Raw genomic sequence first — 21,345 nt, forward strand, 5'->3', positions numbered from 1 at the left:
CGACATCGCGGTCGGTTTTGACCGCAATGAAGGTATCCGTGAGTGGGAGTAGTGCGTTGACGTTGGGTGTGAACTCGCTTCCCGCGAACGAGCTGAGTCAGACGCTGTGGGTCGATCTATTTCCTTGGCTGGACGACTACGTATCCGATCGTGCTGCGCTGCTCGAGCCGCTGGCCCCGTCGCCTGATTGGTGGTTCAGCGAAGCGCCGTCGTTCACTGTTCTCGAGGTCGATCTCGAGAAGGTTCTCTCCGAGCTGGCGTCCCTCTACATCGCCCACCACGCGGCAGCGGTATTACGAGAGAGCTTTCCGCTCCTTGGTGAAGATCTCCCGCTGGAGGCGTTGAGTCTCGATACTCGCGCAGTGACGGCACTGTCTCGGCTCACCACCGACAAAGCAATCGGCGGACTGCTGACGCACACGACCGCTGAGATCTTCGGCGTGCGCGGAACGAGCGAACAGACGGTGCACGACATAGTGCTCAACCTGTTGGTCTGTGCGGTCATGACGACTCCGCTCGCCCGCGTCGAGGCCGCTGAGGAAGCAGGTGCCCCACCCGCGATCACAGCGCTGCTCGACGATCTCGCTCAGCTTGCTATGTGGCGACGGGTCCGAGGTCAGGACAGCAGACCACTCGTCACCGTCGAGATCGACGACGAATCTCCGGCCTCGATTCAGGAAGTTGCCGCCCGGATCTCGGCTCTGACGCCGAACGACTTGCCCGACACCGACCGTACCGACGCGATGGACGAAATCGACAATCTCTTCTCGCAGCTGGATGAGCGGGAGTCGTTGGTGTTGCGTGAGCGGATCGTAGCGCGAGTGCCGCAGCGTAGGGGAGCGATCGGAGCCAGGCTCGGAGTGGGCTCGGGGCGGGTCGGGCAGATCGAGGCCGACGTGAAAGCCAAACTCAACGCGGCGTGCGGATTCGGGACAGCCGTGGGGAACCTGCTTGCCAGCCTGCGCGTCGAGATTCAGCCGGTAGCTTCGCTCGATCGCCTCCTCGACGTGCATCCGAGCATCGCGGCGGAGGTGCCTGGTTACGGAGTTCCGCTGTGGTTGGTTCTGGACCGTCTCGACGACTACTTCGAGGTGACTGACGGTTGGGCAGCCGCTCCGGGCGTCGCGGCGGCCAAGAAACGCACTCAGACCTTGCTGGAAGACTTTGAGTCCCCCAACGGTGTAGTTGCACTCGACGACGTCGCCGAAGTTGTGTCGATGTCACGCGGCGAACTGGAGAAGTGGCTTGCGTGGTGCGGGGTCGTCGTAGTGGCGGATTCTGCGCTGACGCGTGCGCGTCGGATCTCCGATCTGGCAGTCGGCGCGCTCGAAGCCGTCGGATCGCCGAAGTCCGTCGTCGAGCTAGTGGAGTTGCTGAAGTCCGATCGCAGTGACCGGTCGATCGAGCGCGCGCTCGAGGCCGACGATCGCGTGGCGCTCGACGGCGCAGTCTGGCGGCTGCACGCCTGGGGAAGCGCGGATTCCGTTGGGGAGGAATCGGTTTCTTCGGGAGAGGCTGAAGAAGCCAGTGAGTTCAACATTGGTGGTGACGGGATAGTCCGGCGCAAGCGGACACGCAACACTGCGAAGACGCCAGAGTTGACTCGCCGCCTGTACCGGTCAGGGAGTACGTGGCGGTATCGACTGACCGTGACCGCAGATCATCTGCGGGGCTCCGGGTTTGCAGTACCCGCCGGTGTTGCGGTCGCTGCCGGCTGTGTGCGCGGTGAGACCATCGAGTTGGAGAGCCACCTCGGCGTTCAAGCAGTTCGGTGGACCGGAGCGCAGCCGACGTTCGGCACTATCCGCCGATTCCTGCGTGAACTCTCCGCTGTCGAGGGCGAAGACGTGTTGCTCGAGCTGTGGCAAGACGGAACCTTCCGCGTGGTTCGACCGGCGATCGTCCACTCTGACATCGACCCACTACGTCAGGCACTCGCAGAGGTTGGCAATCGCGAGCCATTGCGAACTGCCGAGAGGCATGTGGTGCGGATCCTTGCCGAAGCCGTGTGTCTGGACGGCGAAGACCGTCCACGAAAGATACTGCGCGCGTACGAAGATCGTGGTGAGGACGTGGTTCTGGACTTCTTGGAGGCGGCATGGAGGCGTGGCGAAGCATCCGAAATCGGCGAGGCAGAGGGTAAGGACGCATCCCATGACTGACGTCACGGACACCCGCATAGTGAGCACCAAGATTCTTGTGGCGGACGAGTCCCTCGCCGGCGCCATCGGCTTGCACCACACCATCGCGACAGCGCTCGCCGATCTGATCGACAACAGCCTCGACGCCGCGGCGTCGCACGTGCTGATCAGGTTCGTTCAGGACGGCACACGGATCGTGTCGATGATGGTGATCGACAACGGCTCCGGCATGGACAGTGACACCATCGATGCTGCGATGACCTACGGCCGTCGACGCGAGTATGCCGCCGAGGACCTGGGTCATTTCGGTGTAGGGATGAAGGCGGCGTCGTTGAGTCAGGCTCGGTTGCTCCGAGTGTGGTCTCGAAAGTCCGGGCACCCGACGCAGGGCCGCGAGATCGACTCGGCCTCAGTGCAGGGGCGTCAGTCAGTTTCGGTGATCGAGGACCGGCAAGCCAAAGAATTCTTCGACGCAGTCACGCCCCGCTTTCCCTTCGACACCGGAACTGTTGTCGAATGGTGCAGCATCACAACATTTCTCATGTCCGCGCACGCGGACGAGCAGACCAGCTGGCTCGAACAGACCATCAACGACGTGCGCAGTCACCTCGGCGTCGTATTTCACCGTCTCATCGAATCCGGCCGGATTGCTCTGACTGTCGATGTCTTCGACGTCGAAGCGGGACGCGCCGGCGCGCTGCGCACAGTCAGTGCCATCGACCCGTTCCGGTATCCGCGCACCGGTGACCCTAACTACCCTCGGACACTTACCGTGTCGATCGCCGGTGGCACAGTAACCACCGAAGCTCACGTGTGGCCCGCCCGGAGCAATGCACCGGAATTTCGCATCCACGGCGCCCCTGGCCGTGACCAGCAGGGGCTCTACTTCTATCGGCACGATCGACTCCTGCAGATCGGCGGCTGGAACGCGATAGTGCGGGGCCGACCGGACTACGGATTGGCACGAATTGCTGTCGACCTGAACGAATCTCTGCTGCAGCACATCACCATCAATCCCGAGAAATCGGGGGTGACGCTCGACGCCACTGCGTCGGCTGCCTTCGACGGGGCCGTCTTCACGGATGGCAACGGTGGATTCCGTTCGTATCTGACCGATGCCGAGCGCGTCGTGCGGGCAGCCCGAAGTTCTGCACCTCGGCCGATCAGCGTCATCGAGCCGGCATCCGGCTTTCCGGAAGACGTGCTCGATTCCTTCAGCGACGCCTTCGAATTCAGCGTCGGTGATGATCCTGTTGCGGTGGGTTGGCGAGCTTTGGCGCGTGATCAGTTCTTCGAAGTCGATCTAAAGACTCGAACTTTGTGGGTCAATGCGCGTTTTCGGCGTGATCTGCTCGGACGTCGCAGTCTCGACCCGGCTGACGCTCCGGTGCTCAAGACTCTTGTCTTCCTGTTGGTGAGTGAGATGTTCGAAGGAACGAGAATCGGCGCTCGTCAGAGGGAAAAGATGCAGGCGTGGCAGGAAGTGTTGATTTCCGCAGTGGCAGCGCACCGGGAGCAGGTAGTGCAGTGAGTGATGAAGTATTCCGTGCGGTTGCACGTGAACTCGGTGACGGGTTTCCGCCCGAGAATGTGCTGTACCCGGTCAACGCGCGCCTGCGAGCGAGCTATCCGGATGGCCTGACCATCGCGGACATCATCGATGTGTTCCTCGACGACAGTGCTGTCGGTGTACGAACGGCGCTCACCTCGCGTCTGCGGCAGTGGGATGCGGAAAGTGTTGAGACATGGGTGGGGGCGACTGTTCCGCAAAGTCCGGAACGGCGGGCTCGGATCTACGACTTGTTGGGATTGCCGGTCGACGCCCACGCCGAGATGGATGCGCACTTCCCTCGCGAAGGTGGGCCGGTTGTCATTGCTGCTCAGCAGCCGTGGGACCCCTGGTACACCTCAGAGCGTCGTCGTGAGCATGACTTCTATTGGCGCGCTTACAAGCGAGTTTTAGCCGACAAGAACTGGGACGAAGCGACAATCGGAAAGCTGGACATCGCCACGACCGAGGTTGTGCATCGACTCGCCGACCCAACCAGGCCGGAGCCGTATCAGTCCAAAGGTTTGGTGGTCGGCTACGTCCAGAGCGGGAAGACGGCGAATTTCAGTGGCGTCGTGGCCAAGGCGATCGACGCTGGATACCGCTTGGTCATCGTTCTGACCGGCACGATCGAGATTCTCCGGAGCCAGACTCAGCGACGCCTCGACATGGAATTGGTCGGTCGTCAAAACATCAGTGCCGGCGTGGACGATGACTACGCCAACGACGAGGACTGGCGGCACGGGAACTTTCTCGAACACGAAATCGATCCGAACAAGACGAATGAAATCCCGGCTATCCGCCGGCTCACCACCTCGACCTTTGACTACAAGAGTCTGCTCGCGGGCTTGAGCGCACTGCACTTCGAAACCGTGGATCACTCTCTTCCACTCAATGATCCGAAGAATCTGTACCCCAGCAATATTCGCATCGCGGTCGTGAAGAAGAACGTCTCCAGCCTTAAGAAGCTGGTGGCCGATCTGAAGAAAGTGCCGACCGAACTCGATCAGATTCCTGCCCTGATCATCGACGACGAAGCCGATCAGGCGTCGGTGAACACAATTGATCCGAAGAAGATGAAAACCGAGCAGATCGAGCGGACGGCGATCAACGGCCAGATCGCTGAGATCCTCGGTCTACTCAAGCGTGCCCAGTACATCGGTTACACCGCAACACCTTTTGCCAATGTGTTTGTCGATCCGGAGGACAGCGTCAACGTCTTTCCTTCGGACTTCATCGTCAGTCTCGAGCGGCCTGGCCCGTACATGGGTGGTGCGGACTTCCACGATCTCGACGACGTCGAGGACGACGACAAGACTCCGGTCAATTCGAACGAGAAAGCGTACGTACGGGATCTCCGGGCCGAGTGCGACGAGGATCGTTCTGCCGAACAATTGCGGGCTCTCGACTCGTTTGTCCTGACCGGGGCGATCAAGCTTTTCCGGGAATCGAAGGGCGCCAAGCCGTATCGGCACCACACGATGTTGGTGCACGAATCGGTGAAGCAGGCCGAGCACGACGCTGTGGCCAATGATTTCAAGGCCTTGTGGAAGTCGGCGGGGTACAGCCAGGCTAAGAGTCTCTCGAGGCTGGAAAAGCTCTGGGCCGAGGACTTTGCAGTGGTGAGTGCTGCGCGTGGTAGCGAGTTGGCTAATCCCAGCTCGTTCGGTGAGCTGGAGGAGTTCATCGGCGCCGCCTACGACAAGATTTCCGAGGGCACCAGCCCTGTCATCGTGGTCAATGGTGCGGCGGAGAAGGACTACAAGCAGGATTCCCTCGACTTCCAGGAACGAGGAGTGTGGAAGATCCTTGTCGGCGGAACGAAGCTGAGTCGCGGCTTTACAGTCGAGGGCCTGACCATCACCTACTACACGCGTCGAACGGGCCAAGCTGACACATTGATGCAGATGGGACGATGGTTCGGATTCCGCCCCGGGTACCGAGACCTGGTGCGCCTGTTCATCGGCCGCACGGTTGGCGGACCCGCCGGCGCGGACTACGACATGTACAAGGCGTTCGAGGCGATCGTTCGGGACGAGCAGGAGTTCCGGAATGAGCTCACTCGGTTCAGCGGTGTGAACGAGAAGGGCGAACCGTGGGTCACTCCACGCGATGTGCCTCCGATGGTGTTTCAGCAGCTGCCGTGGCTGAGGCCAACGGCTCGAAACAAGATGTTCAACGCCGATCTGGTTTATCGCGGTATGGGTGGTGAAAGTTTCAGTTTCACGATGCAGCCCCCGCGAGGCGACGGTTCGATCAACGCTCGACACTTCGACGCGGTTGCACCTTTTTTGAAGTCGTTGGACGAAAGTGGGTCCTTCAATTTCGTTGACAAGGATGACGTTTCGCGATCGTTCACTGCGCGATACGGCATCGTCCCTGCCCGTGTGGTGTTGGCGGCCGTCGACCAGTTCGAGTGGGCGAACGGGTGGGATTTCGGTCCCCACCGCGAAGCGCTCTCGACCGCAATCGAATCCGGATTGCTCGAAGACTTCGCAGTTCTGCTTCCGTACCCCAAGACCCGGGAGCCGATCGAGATCAAAGGTTGGCACGAGAAACTTCCGATCGTCAATCGCAAACGTCAGGAACGCGAGTACCGAACAGGTTTCACCGGTACGGCCGTTCGTGAGCGCGATGCGATCGAGCACATTGCGGGCAGCCCGAAGAAGAACGGGGGACCGCTTGCGGGAGCTCTTCATCGGAAGACTCGCGGTGCGTTGATTCTGGTGTTTGCGAACGATCCGGCTCCTCGTCAGTTGAAACGGGCGCAGGCTGGTCCGGTGGACTCGCGCGATTTTGCAACGTTGTTCTCGTACGCGCTTCCACACGCAGCAGAGCCGTTGGGGCGAATCGGTTTTCGGGTGAGGCAGTCAGGGACAGGTGCGATCGTCGATGCGAACTAGGTGTGTTGTGGTGGGAGACAGGAATGGGTTCTGATGGCTAAGACGATTGCGACGATCAACCTCAAGGGCGGCGTCGGTAAGACGACGATCACCGCGGGTTTGGCCGAGTTCATGTCGCTCGAATTCGGTCAGCGCGTGCTGTTGATCGACCTCGATGCGCAGATCAATCTGACGACGATGATGATCAGTGAGGATCATTGGCTCGAACTCAACAAGCAAGGGCTGACCAGCGCAACCATTTTCCGTGACGCTGTCGATGGCACGTCGAACTTCGATCTCGAAGCTTCGATTCAGCGCGGCGTCTCGCCGGTCAAGCGAGTGACGGGTGTGGATCTGCTTCCTTCATCTCTCGATTTGATCGAGCTGCAGGAAGAGATCAGTGCCCTTCGGGTGGCTGATCGGAACTCCACCAAGCCGGTTGAATTATTGAGGGATGCCGTCGCACCGGTGATGCCGTACTACGACTACGTTCTGATCGATTGCCCGCCGAATCTCGGGCCGATCACACTCAACGGATTGGCCATGGCTGACGGCTATGTGATCCCCACGATCCCAGATGTGCTCTCCACGTACGGCATTCCGCAGATCCAGACGCACATTGCGAAGTTCGGCAAAGAACTCGGCCGTGAACTCTTCGAACTCGGGTTGGTGATCACCAAATACAAGTCCAACTCGGCGGTGCACCGCACTACTGTGCGGAACCTTCGGCGCGATCCGAACGTCCCACACGTGTTGCCGGAATACCTCGCGGAGTCGAATCAGATTGCGGCGTCGGCGGAGTTTCACCCGTACAGCACTTTGAAAGTGAAGTACGGCAACGCAGGTCAGTTCGATCAGATGCGTGCGATCACGCAGAACATTCTCACGGAAGCGCAGGCGAAGCTATGAGTGCGGGTATCGATGAAGCGCGTCGACGGGTGCAGGTGCAGGAGACCGGTGCTGCGCTCTTGAAGCTGGCGGCGACGAATGCCTCGGCATCGGTGTTGCTGGCCAAGCTGGTTCAGGTAGTCGCGGAGGAAGCTGCCCGCACCCCGCGCTTCGCGAAGGCAATCGAAAGCGCTTTTGCAGTTCCGTCGGATGGATCCGCCGCTGTGGTACCTGCTTCTGCACCGGCGCCGCGTCGTCGTGCTGCTGCCCCGAAGGTGAAACGGGAGCCGGGGGCTTTCGACCCGTTCGAGGTCTTCAAGCTCGATGGGGAAGAGGTTCTCTTGGAGCGTCTTTCGGCCCTCGACGCCGACGGTATCAAGGACATCATCGCGGAACAGGAAATGGATACGCACAAGGAGACGGGTCGCAAGCGCAAGGTGGATGTGCTTGCGATCTGGACTGTCGAGCGTGTGAAGGCACTGACCTCGAAGGGGAGTGCGTTCCGCTGATTTCACTTCAAACAGAGATGTCCTAATTTCCTCTCGTATTGGAGACCGCAGTGATCGACTTTCAGTTGAATACCGACGAATACACGCTCTACCAAGCATTGCCTGAGGACGGATCTGCCCAGGGGAATATCACTACCCGAAAAGCTCTACGTTGGAGGAAGACAAAATACTGGGAAACTCGTGAAGGGTTGATCCGGAAACAGGCCGCGATTGCGGGGCTTGGTGGTGGGGGAACTCTGCGCCGCGCGCCGGACCAAGTCGATGGAATTGAACTCGCAGGCCAGGTCATTGAATCGGTTGGTGGGGTGCGTATTCCCGCGCGGGTTAGAGAACGTCACCTGTACGGCCCACTTGTCGACACGCTTCGTGAATCATGGAGCCGCGAGACTCGCTCGAATTCGATTGTTGTCGAAGATACCTCGGACCAAGGGAGGCGCTCCACCGGCGGTCGCTGGACCCGCCCTGACATCGTCGCCATCAATCTGAAGGAGTACGACTACCTCCCAGGCAAGTACATCGAAGTGGTGACATTTGAGGTCAAGCCTGCTGATCAGATCAATGTTACGGCGGTTTACGAGGCGCTAGCGCACAGGAGGAGCGCCACCCATGCCTATGTATTGCTGCATATTCCACAGGTGCGCCGAGATTCCTTGGCCGATGACTTGTTGTCAGTGCGAAGTGTTGCAGCGGAGCATGGAGTCGGTGTCATAACTTTCGGAGAACAAGATAACTACGACACATGGTCGATCCTGGAAGTCGCGCTCCGCGTCGAAACGACGCCGGAACGGTTGAACGACTTTATCGAGACTCAACTTTCATCTGATTCCAAACGCAAGATTGCTATGAGTGTTCGCTAGATTAGTGCGGGGGCCGCTTCCGGACGGTTTTCGATCGGGCCATTTCGATAGGGCCAACAGACTGTCAGTATCTCGTAATACGATTTTGTCGGACGGTTCAGGAATGATGTCGGTGTCAATCGACCACCGAGCCGATCGTTTGCATAGTTTTCTGATGGAGGAATTTCGATGACTAGTGCGTTGAGCCACGCCGAGACGCTTTGTCTGCCTGCGGACCACCGCTGGGTCGTTCTCGATGTCGAGACGTCAGGAATGCGGTCGGCGTCGCATCGTGTGCTCAGCATCGCCGCATTAGTCCTGCGTGAGGATGGATCGGTAGAGCGCCAGTTCTCGACGCTGCTCAATCCGGGATGCGATCCGGGGCCCGTCCACGTTCACAACCTCACTCCCGACCGCTTGGCCGGTGCGCCGCGTTTCGAAGACGTCGCCGAGGAATTCGGTGAGTTGCTCTCGGGCCGGACCCTGGTGGCTCACAACGCGTCATTCGACTACGGCTTCTTGGACGCAGAGTTTCAGCGAGCTGGCTTCGGAACTCCGATCGAAAAACGCCTCTGTACATTGGCACTGTCGCGCCGTCTGGAACTCGACGTGCCCAACCACAGGCTCGGAACGTTGGCCGAGTACTGGAAGATCGAGCAACTCAACGCACATGACGCGTACGACGATGCCCGCGTGCTTGTCGAGATCTTCGGGCGGAGTGCATCCCTGGCAGATTCTCTGCAGCTCCCGCTCCCTGTAGTCAGTTGCAAGGATCGCCGCGTCGCAGTTTATCCTGATCAGATCAAGCGGGTGCCGTCGTCGTTCACCAATCCTGGACGCCTGAATATGGCGTACGGCTTGGTTCAGGGTATGAAGGTCGTGATTAGCGGCTCGACGCAAACTCCTCGAATCAAATTGGCCGCTCGCCTCACGGAGGCTGGACTCGATGTCATGAATTCGGTGAGCCGCCAGACCAGCGTTGTGGTGTGCGACAACGCGGCATCGCAGAGCAGCAAGGTGCGTAAGGCCGGTGCAGACGGGATTCCCGTTATCTCGGAGCAGCAACTCGAAGAGTTGTTGGTACGTGCACTCCCTGGTGAGCTCAAGAGCGGTGGCACCGTCGTCATCGATCCGGTAGAAGTGCCAGTATTCCCTGCGGCACCGGAAGTCGTTCTCGTTCCGGAGATCGTCGAGCCTGAGCGTGCAGTCGCTCTGGTTCCGGAGATCGTCGTGCCGGCACAATCGCGCCCCGCTGAGCCGAACTCCGTTGCACGTCCCTCGATGATTGCAGCCGCATCGCCTCTCGCGAATCGGAAGGCGAAGGCGTGGCAGGGTCGGCGCGTGCTCATTCTTGGTGGCAATCACCTCGACGGTGTGATCATGCGGTCGCGCATTCTCCAATTGGGTGCCAGGCCGTCTCTCAACCTGACAACCGCTGTCACCGAGGTCTTGGTGTTGGAGGGCGCAGAGTCTGACAAACGAATGGCACGGGTCATCGAACGAGGGCTTCCGCAGATCAAGGAATCCGATGTCAACGAGTCCCTGGTTTCGGGCGCTGTTCCGGCACACATGAAGCTCGAATCACGCTTGTCTGCACCGATTTTGATGCGGGGCGAGGTTGTTGATCTCCCTGTAGCTCAGCCGACGTGGTCGATCAATGTTGCTTGGCGGGCCGAGAATGTCGGCGACGAATTCGACGTTGACGTAGTTGCCTTCCTCCTGGACGGCGCGAACAAGGTTGATTCCGATCAGGATTTTGTCTTCTACAACAACACCGTGGATGAGGACGGCGCAGTGGAGCTTTCCGTCGACGGGGACAGCGAGCAGAGTATTCGTGCAGATCTCGACTCTCTGCCTGCCGAATGCAAGCGTGTTGTAATCGCGGCTGCAGTGGACGGTGAACGGACCTTCGGCGATTTGGGTGCCGTATCGGTCAGCGTTGATGGTCCCGACGGAACATTTGCCACATTTGTGCTCGATCTTGGAACTGTCGAACGAACTATGGTGCTCGCCGAGATCTACCGCCGCGGCGACGTCTGGCGTCTCCGGGCAGTAGGCCAGGGACACAACCACGACCTCGGCGTCATGGCAGTCGATTACGGCGTCGAGGTGGACGAGGACTGACCTAGATCTTGCCTAGCAGTTCAGATCTCTGGCCGCTCCACGTGACGATTAATTCGTCGCGGGCGCGGCTTGCGGCGACGTAGAGCAGTGAGCGTTCCCGCAGAAGAGCTTCCTCACGATCTTCGGGTGTTGCAGCCTTCGACGATGCCGCAGACGGGATGTTGGCGTCATCGACACTGGCGGGCACGACGCGGGAAAACTCCATACCCTTCGAGCGGTGCATAGTCAGGACCTGCACGTATCCAGGAGTTGGGGATTGTTGTCCAAGGCCCGTGTCTCCACGCTTCGCTCTTCCAACGCGTCGACGAATCGAAGTCGGTCATCATGGCTGCGAGTGAGAACTGCGATCGTCTCGGGAACGATTCCGTCTTCGATCCATTCGTAGACGTGCTGCGCCACCTGGTCGAGCTCGTCGCTCTGATTAGTGCATTCGACCATCTTCGGTATTGGTCCGCTGCGTGCCGAGCGATATTCCGCGGTTGATTCGGTGCCAGTTTCGAGGTCCTTGTACTCGGCTCCAGCCAGGATGCCGACGGCAAAATTGAGGTTTTGTGCGGTGGTCCGGTAACCGAGTGTGAGTCGGCGTGCGCGACCGACGATCTTGACGCCGAGTCGCGATAGGGCCACAGGACGTCCGTAGATCCTCTGGTGAGAATCCTCCGCAATGAAAAGATCATTTGGCCCTTCATTGACCAACGCGCGCAGCAGGGCCCAATGAGTGGCGTGCAATTCCTGTGCCCTCGTCGACAATGACGTGCTCGGCCAGTCACGGCTTGTCGGCCACTCGGGATAAACGCAGTGACTGATGATCAGATCATGCGGCCCCGGTTCGGTCCAACTCCCGGGCAAGAACGTCGAATCGCGCGTGCTGAGACCACGCCGCGCGGTCCCCGATTACATACAGTCGCAGCTTCGCCCGGCTGACAGCCACATTGAGCAGATTGGGCTTCGACGACGCCCATCGTTTCGCGCCGGCCTTTGACGGGTCTCCACCCAAGACGAGAAAGACTATATCGGCCTCTTTGCCTTGCGCGGTGTGGACTGTTCCGGCCTTGATGCCCGGGTATTTCTCCGGGAGGTTGGTGAGTCTGCGTGCTACATCACGGAAGGGGCTGATAGCGATCACTTCGCTCATCGGTTGGCCTTCAGCGACCAATGACTCTAGGCACCGCAGTAGAAGTATGTACTCCGCCTGCACGAAATGCCCTACTGCGGGACCCGTGACGTCGAGCCATTGAGAAGGCCGAAGAGGGTCCTGAGGCTTGGGGTTTCCACCGTGAACCATCGTTCCGGCATAGGCGATCTCGTTCACGACAGTGAACATAGGATCCTTACATCGCCTGTGTACTCGCAGTGGTGCGCCCACCCAGATCGGCCCGTCAGAACTGTTGAGGGTTGTTCCCCATCGGTTCAGGCGGTCTGCGATCGATTGCGCCGAAGCATGTGCAGGTAACCATGTTTCACTCGCGCCGAACTCCTGACGAACGGCCTGCTGAGCGCGAAACGGGATCGTGACCACGGGTTCGAGTTGCAAAGGATCACCAACTATGACGGTCCGCTGTGATCGCCAGATCGCGCCGACGGGATTCTGCGGCGTCGACTGCCCGGCTTCGTCGATGAGTAGCCAACCGAGACTTGCCGCGTCGAGTCCGCGGAATACCCGGTCGAACGACGCGAACGTTGTGGAGACCAGCGGCACCAGAAAGAACAAGGCACGCCAGGCGTCGGCAACAATATCTGGAGCGAGGTCCTTGGGCGCGGAACCTCCCACGACGTCCATGGCGCCATGAAGGCTCTGCCTCATCTGCTTCGGTACGTGGCCGAGGAACTCGCGATGCAACTCGAGTGCGGCGACGAACAACTGCGATCGAAGTTCGTTGACTTCTTGATCGGCCCATAATGCTGATTTCTCGCGGCGCTGCGGGTCCTCGAGAAGTTCTGGGTTCGGCACTGCGTCGCCCCATCGAGTGCGGTACTCCGCCATAGTGAGGTTGAGATGTGCGATGTGCGTGGTGAGTGAGTGGAGTTCCGCGGCAACGATATAGTTATCATTTTGGGTGCCGACCAATGTCGCGGAGGCTGCTTGGTGGTCGGTCCAGGCCTGTGTGTAGGCATGTTCGTATCGACCTAGATGCGCGGTGAGTTGGCTCAGTTGAGTCAGCCACTGGCGGTGCTGGGCACGGGCGGTCTTACCGAGGCGTTGCCACCACTGCCCGCGCCGTTCGGCATGGCGGCGCAACTCTTCCTCGAAGTGTTGACGGCCGTTGAGTTCACGGCGAAGAATTTCGGCGCATTCCTGTTCGGCGGCAGCCGCCGTAGCGAGACGAGTGTTTTCGATGTCGAGCCGGCGAACAGTATTTGGGAGCTGTTTTTCCAACGTGATGAGGTCATTCCACGTCGAGTAGGCCCGGTCACGTTCATGCATGGCTTTAGTGACATTGTCGTGAACCTTCTTGAACGCGTTGGTCGCATCAAGCCATGGCCGCTCGGGTCCGCGAATCTCGAGCTCTTTCAACATGGACTGAAGTCCGAGTCGCGTGTGATCGTCGGCGGATTTTATCTTTTTGTCGAACCAGAGTGTGTCGACGAAGCGAGTACGGTTCGACTTCTTTCCGAGTCGCGCAGCCAACAGCGCCCACGCAGTCTGGGGTTCTGCTTGCGGACCTGGCGCGTTGTCGACGTTCAGTAAGTCGGTTGCGATCTCTGCGAAGTAGTCAGCATCGTCAGTGCATGCAGCGAGCTTTCCGACCAAAGGTATTTCGTTGCTGATATTCTCGACGGCACCGTTGTTCGAGGAAGCGACGACGATCTCGAATCCGTGAAATGCACTGTTCCATCGTTGGACAGTTCGCGGGTAGTCGCCGGAGTTCCAGCGATGTGGCGAGTTCGAGACAAAGGCGTCGCGGGGGTGGATGAGGGCTGCGATTCGTTGCGCGCGCTCAACAACGATTCCAGCGACCAGATCCTTGAGGAGAGTTGTTTTGCCTGTTCCAGGCGGGCCGTTCACCGCGAATATCCCCGCAGAGCTGTTTAATTCGCCCATAATCGCATTCACTGCAAACTGCTGACTCAGCGCGAGTGGTTGGTCCAACGGACTAGGCCACCGACCCGGCGGGGTTGCGGCGGGTCTGCAACCGTTGAGCGTTGCGCTGACGTTCGTACGAAGGTCGACTCGTTGCGTGTGGTTGATCGCAGCGTCCTCGGTGAGATACTGCGTGAGACCTTGGCCAGTGTTGCCAGTATTCATGTGCTCGACAACATGTGCGAGGTCGTTGGCGATGAAGCTGTTCAGGAAGTCGCCTTGTCCTTCGTCAGCGGGCGTTGCAACTTCACGTGATGCAATTCGGATTGTGTTGACGTTGATGCCGAGGCTTTCGGCTCCGAGTAACGCTGCACAACGCACTCTCAGCACTTCAAGGGTGTCGTGGTCGAAAGGTAGTTGATCGTCGACGAATTCCGTGTGGCTGAGAACATCAGCGACGGCGAGATTGAACTTTTCTGCCATTTGGTCGAATCCATCGAGCCAACCGCGGCATTTCGGGCCCGGGTTGAATGCGCGGCCGGCAGCCCATGCAAGACTGGACATCACACCGGATTCTGTTACATAGCAACCTTGTTCATCCACGACTATTGCGGCGAGTGCACACTCGCCACTCGGTCGCGGATCGAAATTCTCGGCACCAGGGTCGAGGATCCCGTCCAATGACTTCCAAACATCGTCGATCCGATATATGCCGAGGTAGATCGTGTGTCGGCGAGTGAAACCTTTTCGTGTTGGGGGCGCGTGCAGTCGATGGCCGCATTCCCACGGCAGGGGGCGGTCGTCTCGGATGAGTTCTACCGGAAAATTGGGTTCGGTGGGATCTGGTTTGGGTACCGATTGAGGACTGAATAACTCGACAGCTCTCCAGAATCGCACGACGTCAATCGCCCTATAGTCATCTCGAATCATCCCCAGCCCCCGAAATCTTGTCCTGTATCCGCGGGTGCAACCTACGCGTCGGTCGAGTACACCCCCGGGGCAACCGTACCCGCCGCAAATTTGATTGGACGCGACAGCTGGTCGTCGAATGCGCTATCAGTGCGCGATGTGCAGATCCTGGCACGCCTCGCCGACATATGGACTGCCGTTCGCCGGCGTGGTGCCAGGGATCGAGTCCGTTGCCTCGGATAACGTCAACATCACTGCGTGTGGCCAACACGTGGGGGAGAGGACGCTTAGTTGACTGACATTGTGAGTATTGCGCACGGTGCTGAGGATTTTGATACGCGGCTTCGGCGAGAAGCAATGCAGTTCCTCACAGTACGAACCAACGACGGACTCGACTCGATTAGCAAGCAGGAACTGCTGGACTTCACCATCGACGGTGAGATGTTCAGATTAATGGATCCTCAGCGAGGTATCCGCAAGCCACGTCAGCTCTCGTCAGCTCTTTCGATCAGTACAGTTTATCGCCGCCAAGGTGCCGATCGGCCGTATGAGGATGCAGTCGGAGCCGATGGCTTTCTCCGCTACAAGTGGAGTGGTGTGGATCCGGATCACCAGGACAATCGTGGGCTGCGCGCGGCGATGGAGCAGAAGGTGCCGTTGATCTGGTTCTTCGGTGTCGGGCCGGGCCAGTTTCAGCCGATATTTCCCGTGTACCTCGTTGATGAGGAGGTAGGTCTCCATCAGTTTGTTGTCGCTACCGAATTTGCTCGTGATCTCCATGTGACGGATTCTCCGATCGAGTCCCACTTGCGACGCTACTTGATTTCCGAAACGAAGAGACGTCTGCACCAGCCGGTATTTCGGGCGACGGTGATGCGAGCCTACGAAACTCGATGTGCTGTTTGCGCTTTGGGGCACAGTTCGTTGCTCGATGCAGCGCATATCGTCCCTGACTCAGATGAGGCCGGCGTTGCCTCGGTTCGAAATGGATTGGCAATGTGCAAGATTCACCATGCGGCCTTCGACGTGCACATTCTTGGAATCAGTCCCGATCTTGTAGTTGAGATCAGGCAGGATCTTCTCGAAGAGATCGATGGTCCGATGCTCGAACATGGACTCAAGGAACGGCACGGTCAGAAACTGATGGTGATACCAGCCCTACGAGCTGAGCGGCCTGATCCGGAGCTGCTCGCGTTGAGCTACAAGAAGTTTCAGTCGGCTGGCTAACAGTGGTCCTCGTGTAACAGCAGGACCTGGCGAGACGATTTGTAGTTTGTCAAACCGGTTTAGGGTCCGCGGAAGGATCAGTTCCATGGAAGCACGCGCATCAAGGACGTTCGTTGTGCTCTGGGACGGGAGCGATGGGGGCTACGACCCCGACGAGTTCGCCGAACACGTTCGGCTTACTGCCCAAGGATATACGGCGCCGATACGGTGGAGTTTCGGTCAGGGTCACGGCGATCCGGAGCCTGGTGATCAAATCTTCCTTCACAAGACCGGTAATAGAAATGGGATAATCGCCAGTGGCCAGATACTTTCCAGTGGTGTGGAATTCCACCCGCATTGGTCAGAACCCGGAAAAATGGCACCCTACATCACCGCGGAATGGGAGGTGTTGATCGATCCGTCTGATCGACTTCCGTACGACCAGATGAAAAGCACCCTTACTGATTTCAAGTTCCCGGTTCAGAGTTCGGGACGGAAAGTCTACAGCCCATCGGACCAGATGCTTGATTCGATGTGGAAGGACCATGTTGGGAAGCTGGCCCTGCGCGACGGAAATCCCTGGCTGGGTGGAAGTGTCACTCGTGCGGGTGGGCGACATTCCGGTCCATGTGCACTCGAAAGGCATAGGGTTGGGTCATACGACCTCACAGGCTTTGCGTCGACGACGGCGGTGAAGGTCGAGTCGGAATTGGTCAGCAGGTTTGCGGACTACCTAACTGCTCTGAACCACAAAGTGCAAGGGTACCGAATTCTGCCAGAGGGCACTACCCGTCCACTCTTCGTAGATATTCACGACGTCTCGAATAATCACTTGTACGAGGCGAAAGCGTCAGCGTCGCGCGAGGCGGTACGAATGGCGTTGGGGCAGTTACTTGATTATCGGAGAGGCTTTGACCTTCGTCCTGAGGTGTCGGTTCTGCTTCCTGATCGACCAGTCGAAGATTTGTTGAAACTGCTGGCGGAGAACGCTGTTGGATGCACCTACGAGAAATCGGCTGGGGTATTTGAGACTGCCTAGCGAGGTGAAGCGACGAATGTTCGTGTCGTTTGTAGAGCGGTTGCGAGAGGTCACGAGTCGACTGGATTGACGCAAGAGCTTCGGTTACATGTCGTTGAATTCCACATTGATTTGCGGTTGGGGCTGTAGATCGATCCCGGAAATAGCCCGACATTCGGCTGCTGATCTGAAGTTCTGCACGGAGATACGGATACAACTCGCGGATCGCCCGAGTGGAAAACTCCAGTCGCTCGTCATCTGTCGCGCCGACGACTCAGTATCGTCGCCCCCGGCGGTATCTGAATTGGGGCGCCGATCTAACCGGCAAGAGCAAGAACGCCGTCGTTAACAAGTCCGAACCGGGATGGTCGCCATTCGGGATCAACCGGGTCGAGATGCTCGAAAAGTAGCTTGCTCGGATCGACATGCCGCAGAGTGAGGTCTGACAAATTCGGGGCGTCACCCTCAATGGGCGTCGTGCCGTCGACGTCGATCTCACCCAGCCTTAGCAGAGCACCTGACGATTGGGGTAAAGCCCGATAGGTTCTCTGCACACGGGACAGCGATAGCTGCCTGCGTATCCCCTTCGGGATGCTCCCTGTCGCAGGGGTCGAGCCGGGGCAGTTTAGCCGTGACGTCAGCTCGTCGAGAGGGCTGTCCCCACCTGGCGTCGTGTCCCTTCCGCCTGTTCGGATTGCGACTGTACAGATGGGCTACGACACGGAAGTGGTGCCGAGAAGTTCCGAACGCTTGCCGCTCCACGTCACGACAAGTTCATCTCGAGCTCGGCTGGCGGCGACGTAGAGAAGGGACCGCTCACGCAGTAGTGCTTCTGCTTGTTCTTCCTCTGGCACGGTCCGGAGAGTTGCTGCCGAAGGAACATGTGTGTCGTCGATACCGGCGAGCAGAACACGCGAGAATTCCATGCCCTTGGACCGGTGCATAGTCAGAACCTGAACATGGCCGATAGTGGCTGGATTGTCTTCGAGAGCTCGGGCATCAATGCCACGCTCGCCGAGTGCGCGAACAAACTGAGTCCTGTCAGTTTTGCCTCGGGTGAGGATCGCGATCGTGGATGGATCGACATCGTCGTCGAGCCAGCTTCGCACCTTCTCGGCAACCTTGTCGAGTTCATCAGGTACAGAGTCGCATTCGAGTAGTTCAGGGTTGGGGCCGAGACGTGCGGATCGGTAGTCCTCGGTGGATTCGTTGCCCTGTTCCAAGTCTTTGTAGTCGGCTCCGGACAGGATACTCACGGCGAAGTGCAGGTTCTGTGCAGTGGTCCGGTAGTTCAACGTCAGTCTGCGCGATCGGCCGATGATCTTAATTCCGAAGCGAGACAACACGACTGGTTGCCCGTAGATCCTCTGATGTGAGTCTTCGGCGATGAACAGGTCGTTGGGACCTTCTTCGACAAGCGCGCGCAACTATGCCCAGTGAGTTGCATGGAGATCCTGGGCTTCGTCGACGATGGCATGGTCTGCCAGATATCCCTTACCTTGTTCACCTCGCGATCGGAGATGCTCGGCGGCAAGCGCCAGGATTTCGGGGAAACCGAGGCTGCCATCCATCCGGCTGTAACGGCGGTATGCCTCTACCAACTTCCACACTGCCGGTGGATGATCGTGGATTTGCGTGCTCGATAATCAAGTACTTCGTGGCGCATGCACCTTGCGGAGGTGCATGCGCCTGCGGGGTCGACTTTGTCGATTCCGACTCAAGATCAGGACGGACAGTCACTACTTGCTGGGCGTCGAGGTGACGGCCCTGATGCTGAGCTCGCCGTCTGCTTCATCGCCGCAATCGCAGTCACAATCGTCGCCGCAGCCACCGGTGTTGCATTCGCCGGCGTAGCTGTCGTCGTCTTCGTCGCAGTCGAGGGTGCCGCCGAAGGACTCAGCGAAATCGTCGTCGAGTTCGTGAGTGAAGTCGTGAACCTCGTCGATCAAGTTCAGCAGATGCTGCGGGGCGAAGGGGTCCGCGTCGAGCATCGTGGAGACCAGCAGGTGGTCGCCGCTGAAAGCGAAGCGCAGGCGCGGCCATTCCTGCGCGAGTTCGATCAACCGGGTTGCGGCATGCGAGGGATTGCCGAGGCCCGTCAGGACCGAGGACCAGACGTTGATCTGAGGGCCGTCATCCGCAACTGTCACGTAGACGACAAACCCGTGAACAGGCACGACAATGTCGCCATCGTCATCGGTGGCAGGCTCACTACCCAGTAGTTCGGCGAGGGTCTGGACGCACAGGCGAACCAACTCGTCGCGCTCGTCCGTCACCAAGGCAATTGCGCCGTTGATGTGGAGGGGCTGGTCGGCGGTCGTGTCGTGGTCGCTCATGGATCCTCATGTTCTGTGCCAGTCCGAGCAGGCGCTGGGCACGGTTTTCGTGCGGTAGGTGTCAGGTCTACGGTAATCGGCGCACACTATTGTCCGCGCAGTGGATGATTGAAGATGCCTGGCTAGGTCCGCACTGGTCAGGACTTAACAGCCGACCAGCGACGTCATGCGAGCCCCGACAAATCGGGCAACCTTGTGGCAGTGAGTATCTCGGCTGTCGGTAGGTAGATCTAGCCTCCATACATGACGGGTCAGCGAGTTCGGCGAGCTTCACATCTGCGTTTGGTACCTGCATATCAAGCGGCGCAAAGCCAGATGAAGGTCCTTACGCCGAGGCAGATGCGGAATCAGCGTCGACGGCCGGAAGTGGCGAACTTTGTACTGCGGATCGAACTCGACTGCATCACGCCGCCTATTTGGAGACGGTTTTCGGTTTCGTCGAATATCGAACTGGACCAACTTCATTCGATTGTGCAGGCGGTGATGGGATGGGGAGATCAACACGCTCATCAGTGGGTGAGTGTCCATCACTCAACGGACAATGGCCCAGATCGGTATATCGCGCGAGAAGTGATCGAGCGCGACGGATACCAGGAAGACGAGTTTGGTGAGGACGAAGTCCGGATCGACGAGGCAGTTACCGCGGTAGGGGAGTACGTCCGTTATGAGTACAACGCCCGCGCAAGGTGGGGTCACACGTTGGTTCTCGAGCAGATTGTCGAAGACCAGCCGATTTCTGAGCCATCGTGTCTTGACGGCGCGAGAGCGTGCCCGCCGGAGGATTCTGGCGGTCCGGTCGGGTATCTCGAGTTCCTGAACGCGCAGGTGAGTACCGGGCTATTCGATCCCGAACGATTTGTTCTCACAGAGTCGAACGCGGCCGTCACCATTGCAGTGGCACTGCATAAATCACCGCCCGTGGAAAGCTCGCTGTTCGAGAATTTCTTGCGCCGCCTGTCGGTTCATTCCGCGCCGAAACTGTTTGCCTCAGTCGCTAAATCGGAGCTTCGTGGCGGATATGACAACTATTTCGAGGTGATGCGTGAGGGAGCAACCCGCCAACTGCTGTGGCTGCTGAACTCCGCGCGAGTCGGTGGGATTGCGTTGACGGCGTCCGGGGCACTTCCTTTGGACCATGTTGCGGCCGCCCGAGACGAATTCGATTGGGGCAGTGACTGGATCGATGTCACGGCAGGGAGTGACGCGCAATTAGCAGTACTCGTTGAAGCCGCAAAGACACTGGGATTTGTCCGAAAACTCCGAGGCACATTGATTCTGACTCGACTCGGCGCGTCAGTGCTTGCATATGAAGGCGAGCTGTGGCGTCATATCGTGACGGCCATGCCGTTGGGAAAGGGTGAGTTGGCGCAGGAAGCCGGCCAAATTCTGTTCCTTACGTTGGCTGCCGGCTTGTCGGAGTCCGAACGTAGTGAAGTGATGATCGAAGGACTCACGGCATTGGGTTGGTCGACAACAGACGGAACCCGCCTCGGCGACGACGATTGGACGTGGATGGCGCGAGACACTCTCGTGTACCTGCGAATGATCGGGGCGATCGTCTCCAATCCGCTGGACCAGCATGTTTCCGCCGATCCCGAGTGGGGCCGACGGTTTGCCAGGATGGTCCTGTCGGTGTAGCTAAGCGATCGAATCGAGCATCGATTTCAATCGATGCGGAGTTGTTATATGTGCTGGAAGCGCACGATTTTTCTGCGGCGGAATCATAAATATTTTCGGGTGGGAAAATATCGGAATTTTTGTTCAAAATTGCCATCATGCTATGGTCGATTCTCAGTTGTTGAATTGCGTGGTCGAGCCAAAAGCTTGCGCAGAAGATTTATTTTGTGGAGGTTGGGTTTCCGAAAAGACGAAGTGCGTGTTGCTAGTCAATTGAATATGTGACCGGTGTTGGTATGGCGGTCGCT

12 protein-coding genes and 2 pseudogenes are annotated in these 21,345 nt (G+C 58.7%); 10 read left to right on the forward strand and 4 right to left on the reverse strand.

Translation table 11 applies throughout. The annotated features are described in order from the left end of the window. Positions 1 to 38: 38 nt before the first annotated feature. From ABWI03_RS23340 to ABWI03_RS23370, 7 genes are all read left to right on the forward strand, one after another. A complete protein-coding gene (locus tag ABWI03_RS23340; protein ID WP_298772979.1) occupies positions 39 to 2,162 on the forward strand; it encodes a hypothetical protein in 2,124 nt (707 codons plus the stop codon). Then, positions 2,155 to 3,672, forward strand: a complete 1,518-nt coding sequence (locus tag ABWI03_RS23345) for an ATP-binding protein (protein ID WP_298772981.1) — start codon at positions 2,155 to 2,157, stop codon at positions 3,670 to 3,672. Before ABWI03_RS23340 ends, ABWI03_RS23345 begins: the two co-directional genes overlap by 8 nt. Next, complete coding sequence (locus tag ABWI03_RS23350) at positions 3,669 to 6,593, forward strand: Z1 domain-containing protein (protein ID WP_298772983.1); 2,925 nt, start codon at positions 3,669 to 3,671, stop codon at positions 6,591 to 6,593. Before ABWI03_RS23345 ends, ABWI03_RS23350 begins: the two co-directional genes overlap by 4 nt. A 33-nt stretch (positions 6,594 to 6,626) precedes the next feature. Further along, a complete protein-coding gene (locus ABWI03_RS23355; protein ID WP_003940667.1) occupies positions 6,627 to 7,481 on the forward strand; it encodes a ParA family protein in 855 nt (284 codons plus the stop codon). Continuing rightward, the gene (locus ABWI03_RS23360) at positions 7,478 to 7,969 is read left to right on the forward strand and encodes a hypothetical protein (RefSeq protein ID WP_298772987.1); all 492 of its coding nucleotides are present in this window, start codon (positions 7,478 to 7,480) and stop codon (positions 7,967 to 7,969) included. Before ABWI03_RS23355 ends, ABWI03_RS23360 begins: the two co-directional genes overlap by 4 nt. 50 nt (positions 7,970 to 8,019) lie before the next feature. Then, on the forward strand, positions 8,020 to 8,826 hold the full coding sequence (locus tag ABWI03_RS23365; protein ID WP_118603727.1) for a hypothetical protein: 807 nt from the start codon (positions 8,020 to 8,022) through the stop codon (positions 8,824 to 8,826). 168 nt (positions 8,827 to 8,994) lie between these two features. Beyond that, on the forward strand, positions 8,995 to 10,929 hold the full coding sequence (locus ABWI03_RS23370) for a TerD family protein (protein ID WP_298772996.1): 1,935 nt from the start codon (positions 8,995 to 8,997) through the stop codon (positions 10,927 to 10,929). Between the two features lies 1 nt (position 10,930). On the opposite strand, the pseudogene ABWI03_RS23375 reads toward ABWI03_RS23370, so the two are convergent. Then, positions 10,931 to 11,695: pseudogene (locus ABWI03_RS23375) on the reverse strand (3'-5' exonuclease); the annotation flags it as partial. Between the two features lie 48 nt (positions 11,696 to 11,743). Next, on the reverse strand, positions 11,744 to 14,515 hold the full coding sequence (locus ABWI03_RS23380) for a DEAD/DEAH box helicase (protein WP_298772998.1): 2,772 nt from the start codon (positions 14,513 to 14,515) through the stop codon (positions 11,744 to 11,746). A 636-nt stretch (positions 14,516 to 15,151) separates the two neighbouring features. Between ABWI03_RS23380 and ABWI03_RS23385 the strand changes: the two genes are divergently transcribed. Both ABWI03_RS23385 and ABWI03_RS23390 read left to right on the forward strand, forming a co-directional pair. Then, complete coding sequence (locus ABWI03_RS23385; RefSeq protein WP_298773000.1) at positions 15,152 to 16,087, forward strand: HNH endonuclease; 936 nt, start codon at positions 15,152 to 15,154, stop codon at positions 16,085 to 16,087. A gap of 85 nt (positions 16,088 to 16,172) precedes the next feature. Further along, complete coding sequence (locus tag ABWI03_RS23390; RefSeq protein ID WP_298773002.1) at positions 16,173 to 17,105, forward strand: hypothetical protein; 933 nt, start codon at positions 16,173 to 16,175, stop codon at positions 17,103 to 17,105. Positions 17,106 to 17,797: 692 nt separating this feature from the next. On the opposite strand, the pseudogene ABWI03_RS23395 reads toward ABWI03_RS23390, so the two are convergent. Together ABWI03_RS23395 and ABWI03_RS23400 are read right to left on the reverse strand one after the other, a co-directional pair. Further along, positions 17,798 to 18,697, reverse strand: a pseudogene (locus ABWI03_RS23395) (3'-5' exonuclease); the annotation flags it as partial. A 126-nt stretch (positions 18,698 to 18,823) separates the two neighbouring features. Further along, a complete protein-coding gene (locus tag ABWI03_RS23400; RefSeq protein WP_298773004.1) occupies positions 18,824 to 19,420 on the reverse strand; it encodes a T3SS (YopN, CesT) and YbjN peptide-binding chaperone 1 in 597 nt (198 codons plus the stop codon). A 339-nt stretch (positions 19,421 to 19,759) separates the two neighbouring features. Here ABWI03_RS23400 and ABWI03_RS23405 point away from each other — a divergent pair, with 339 nt between their 5' ends. After that, positions 19,760 to 21,058 (forward strand): plasmid pRiA4b ORF-3 family protein, encoded by a 1,299-nt coding sequence (locus ABWI03_RS23405; RefSeq protein ID WP_298773162.1) that lies wholly within the window; start codon positions 19,760 to 19,762, stop codon positions 21,056 to 21,058. Positions 21,059 to 21,345 lie beyond the last annotated feature (287 nt).

The sequence above is a fragment of the Rhodococcus baikonurensis genome (assembly GCF_040489275.1).
GTDB classification, from domain to species: domain Bacteria; phylum Actinomycetota; class Actinomycetes; order Mycobacteriales; family Mycobacteriaceae; genus Rhodococcus_F; species Rhodococcus_F baikonurensis.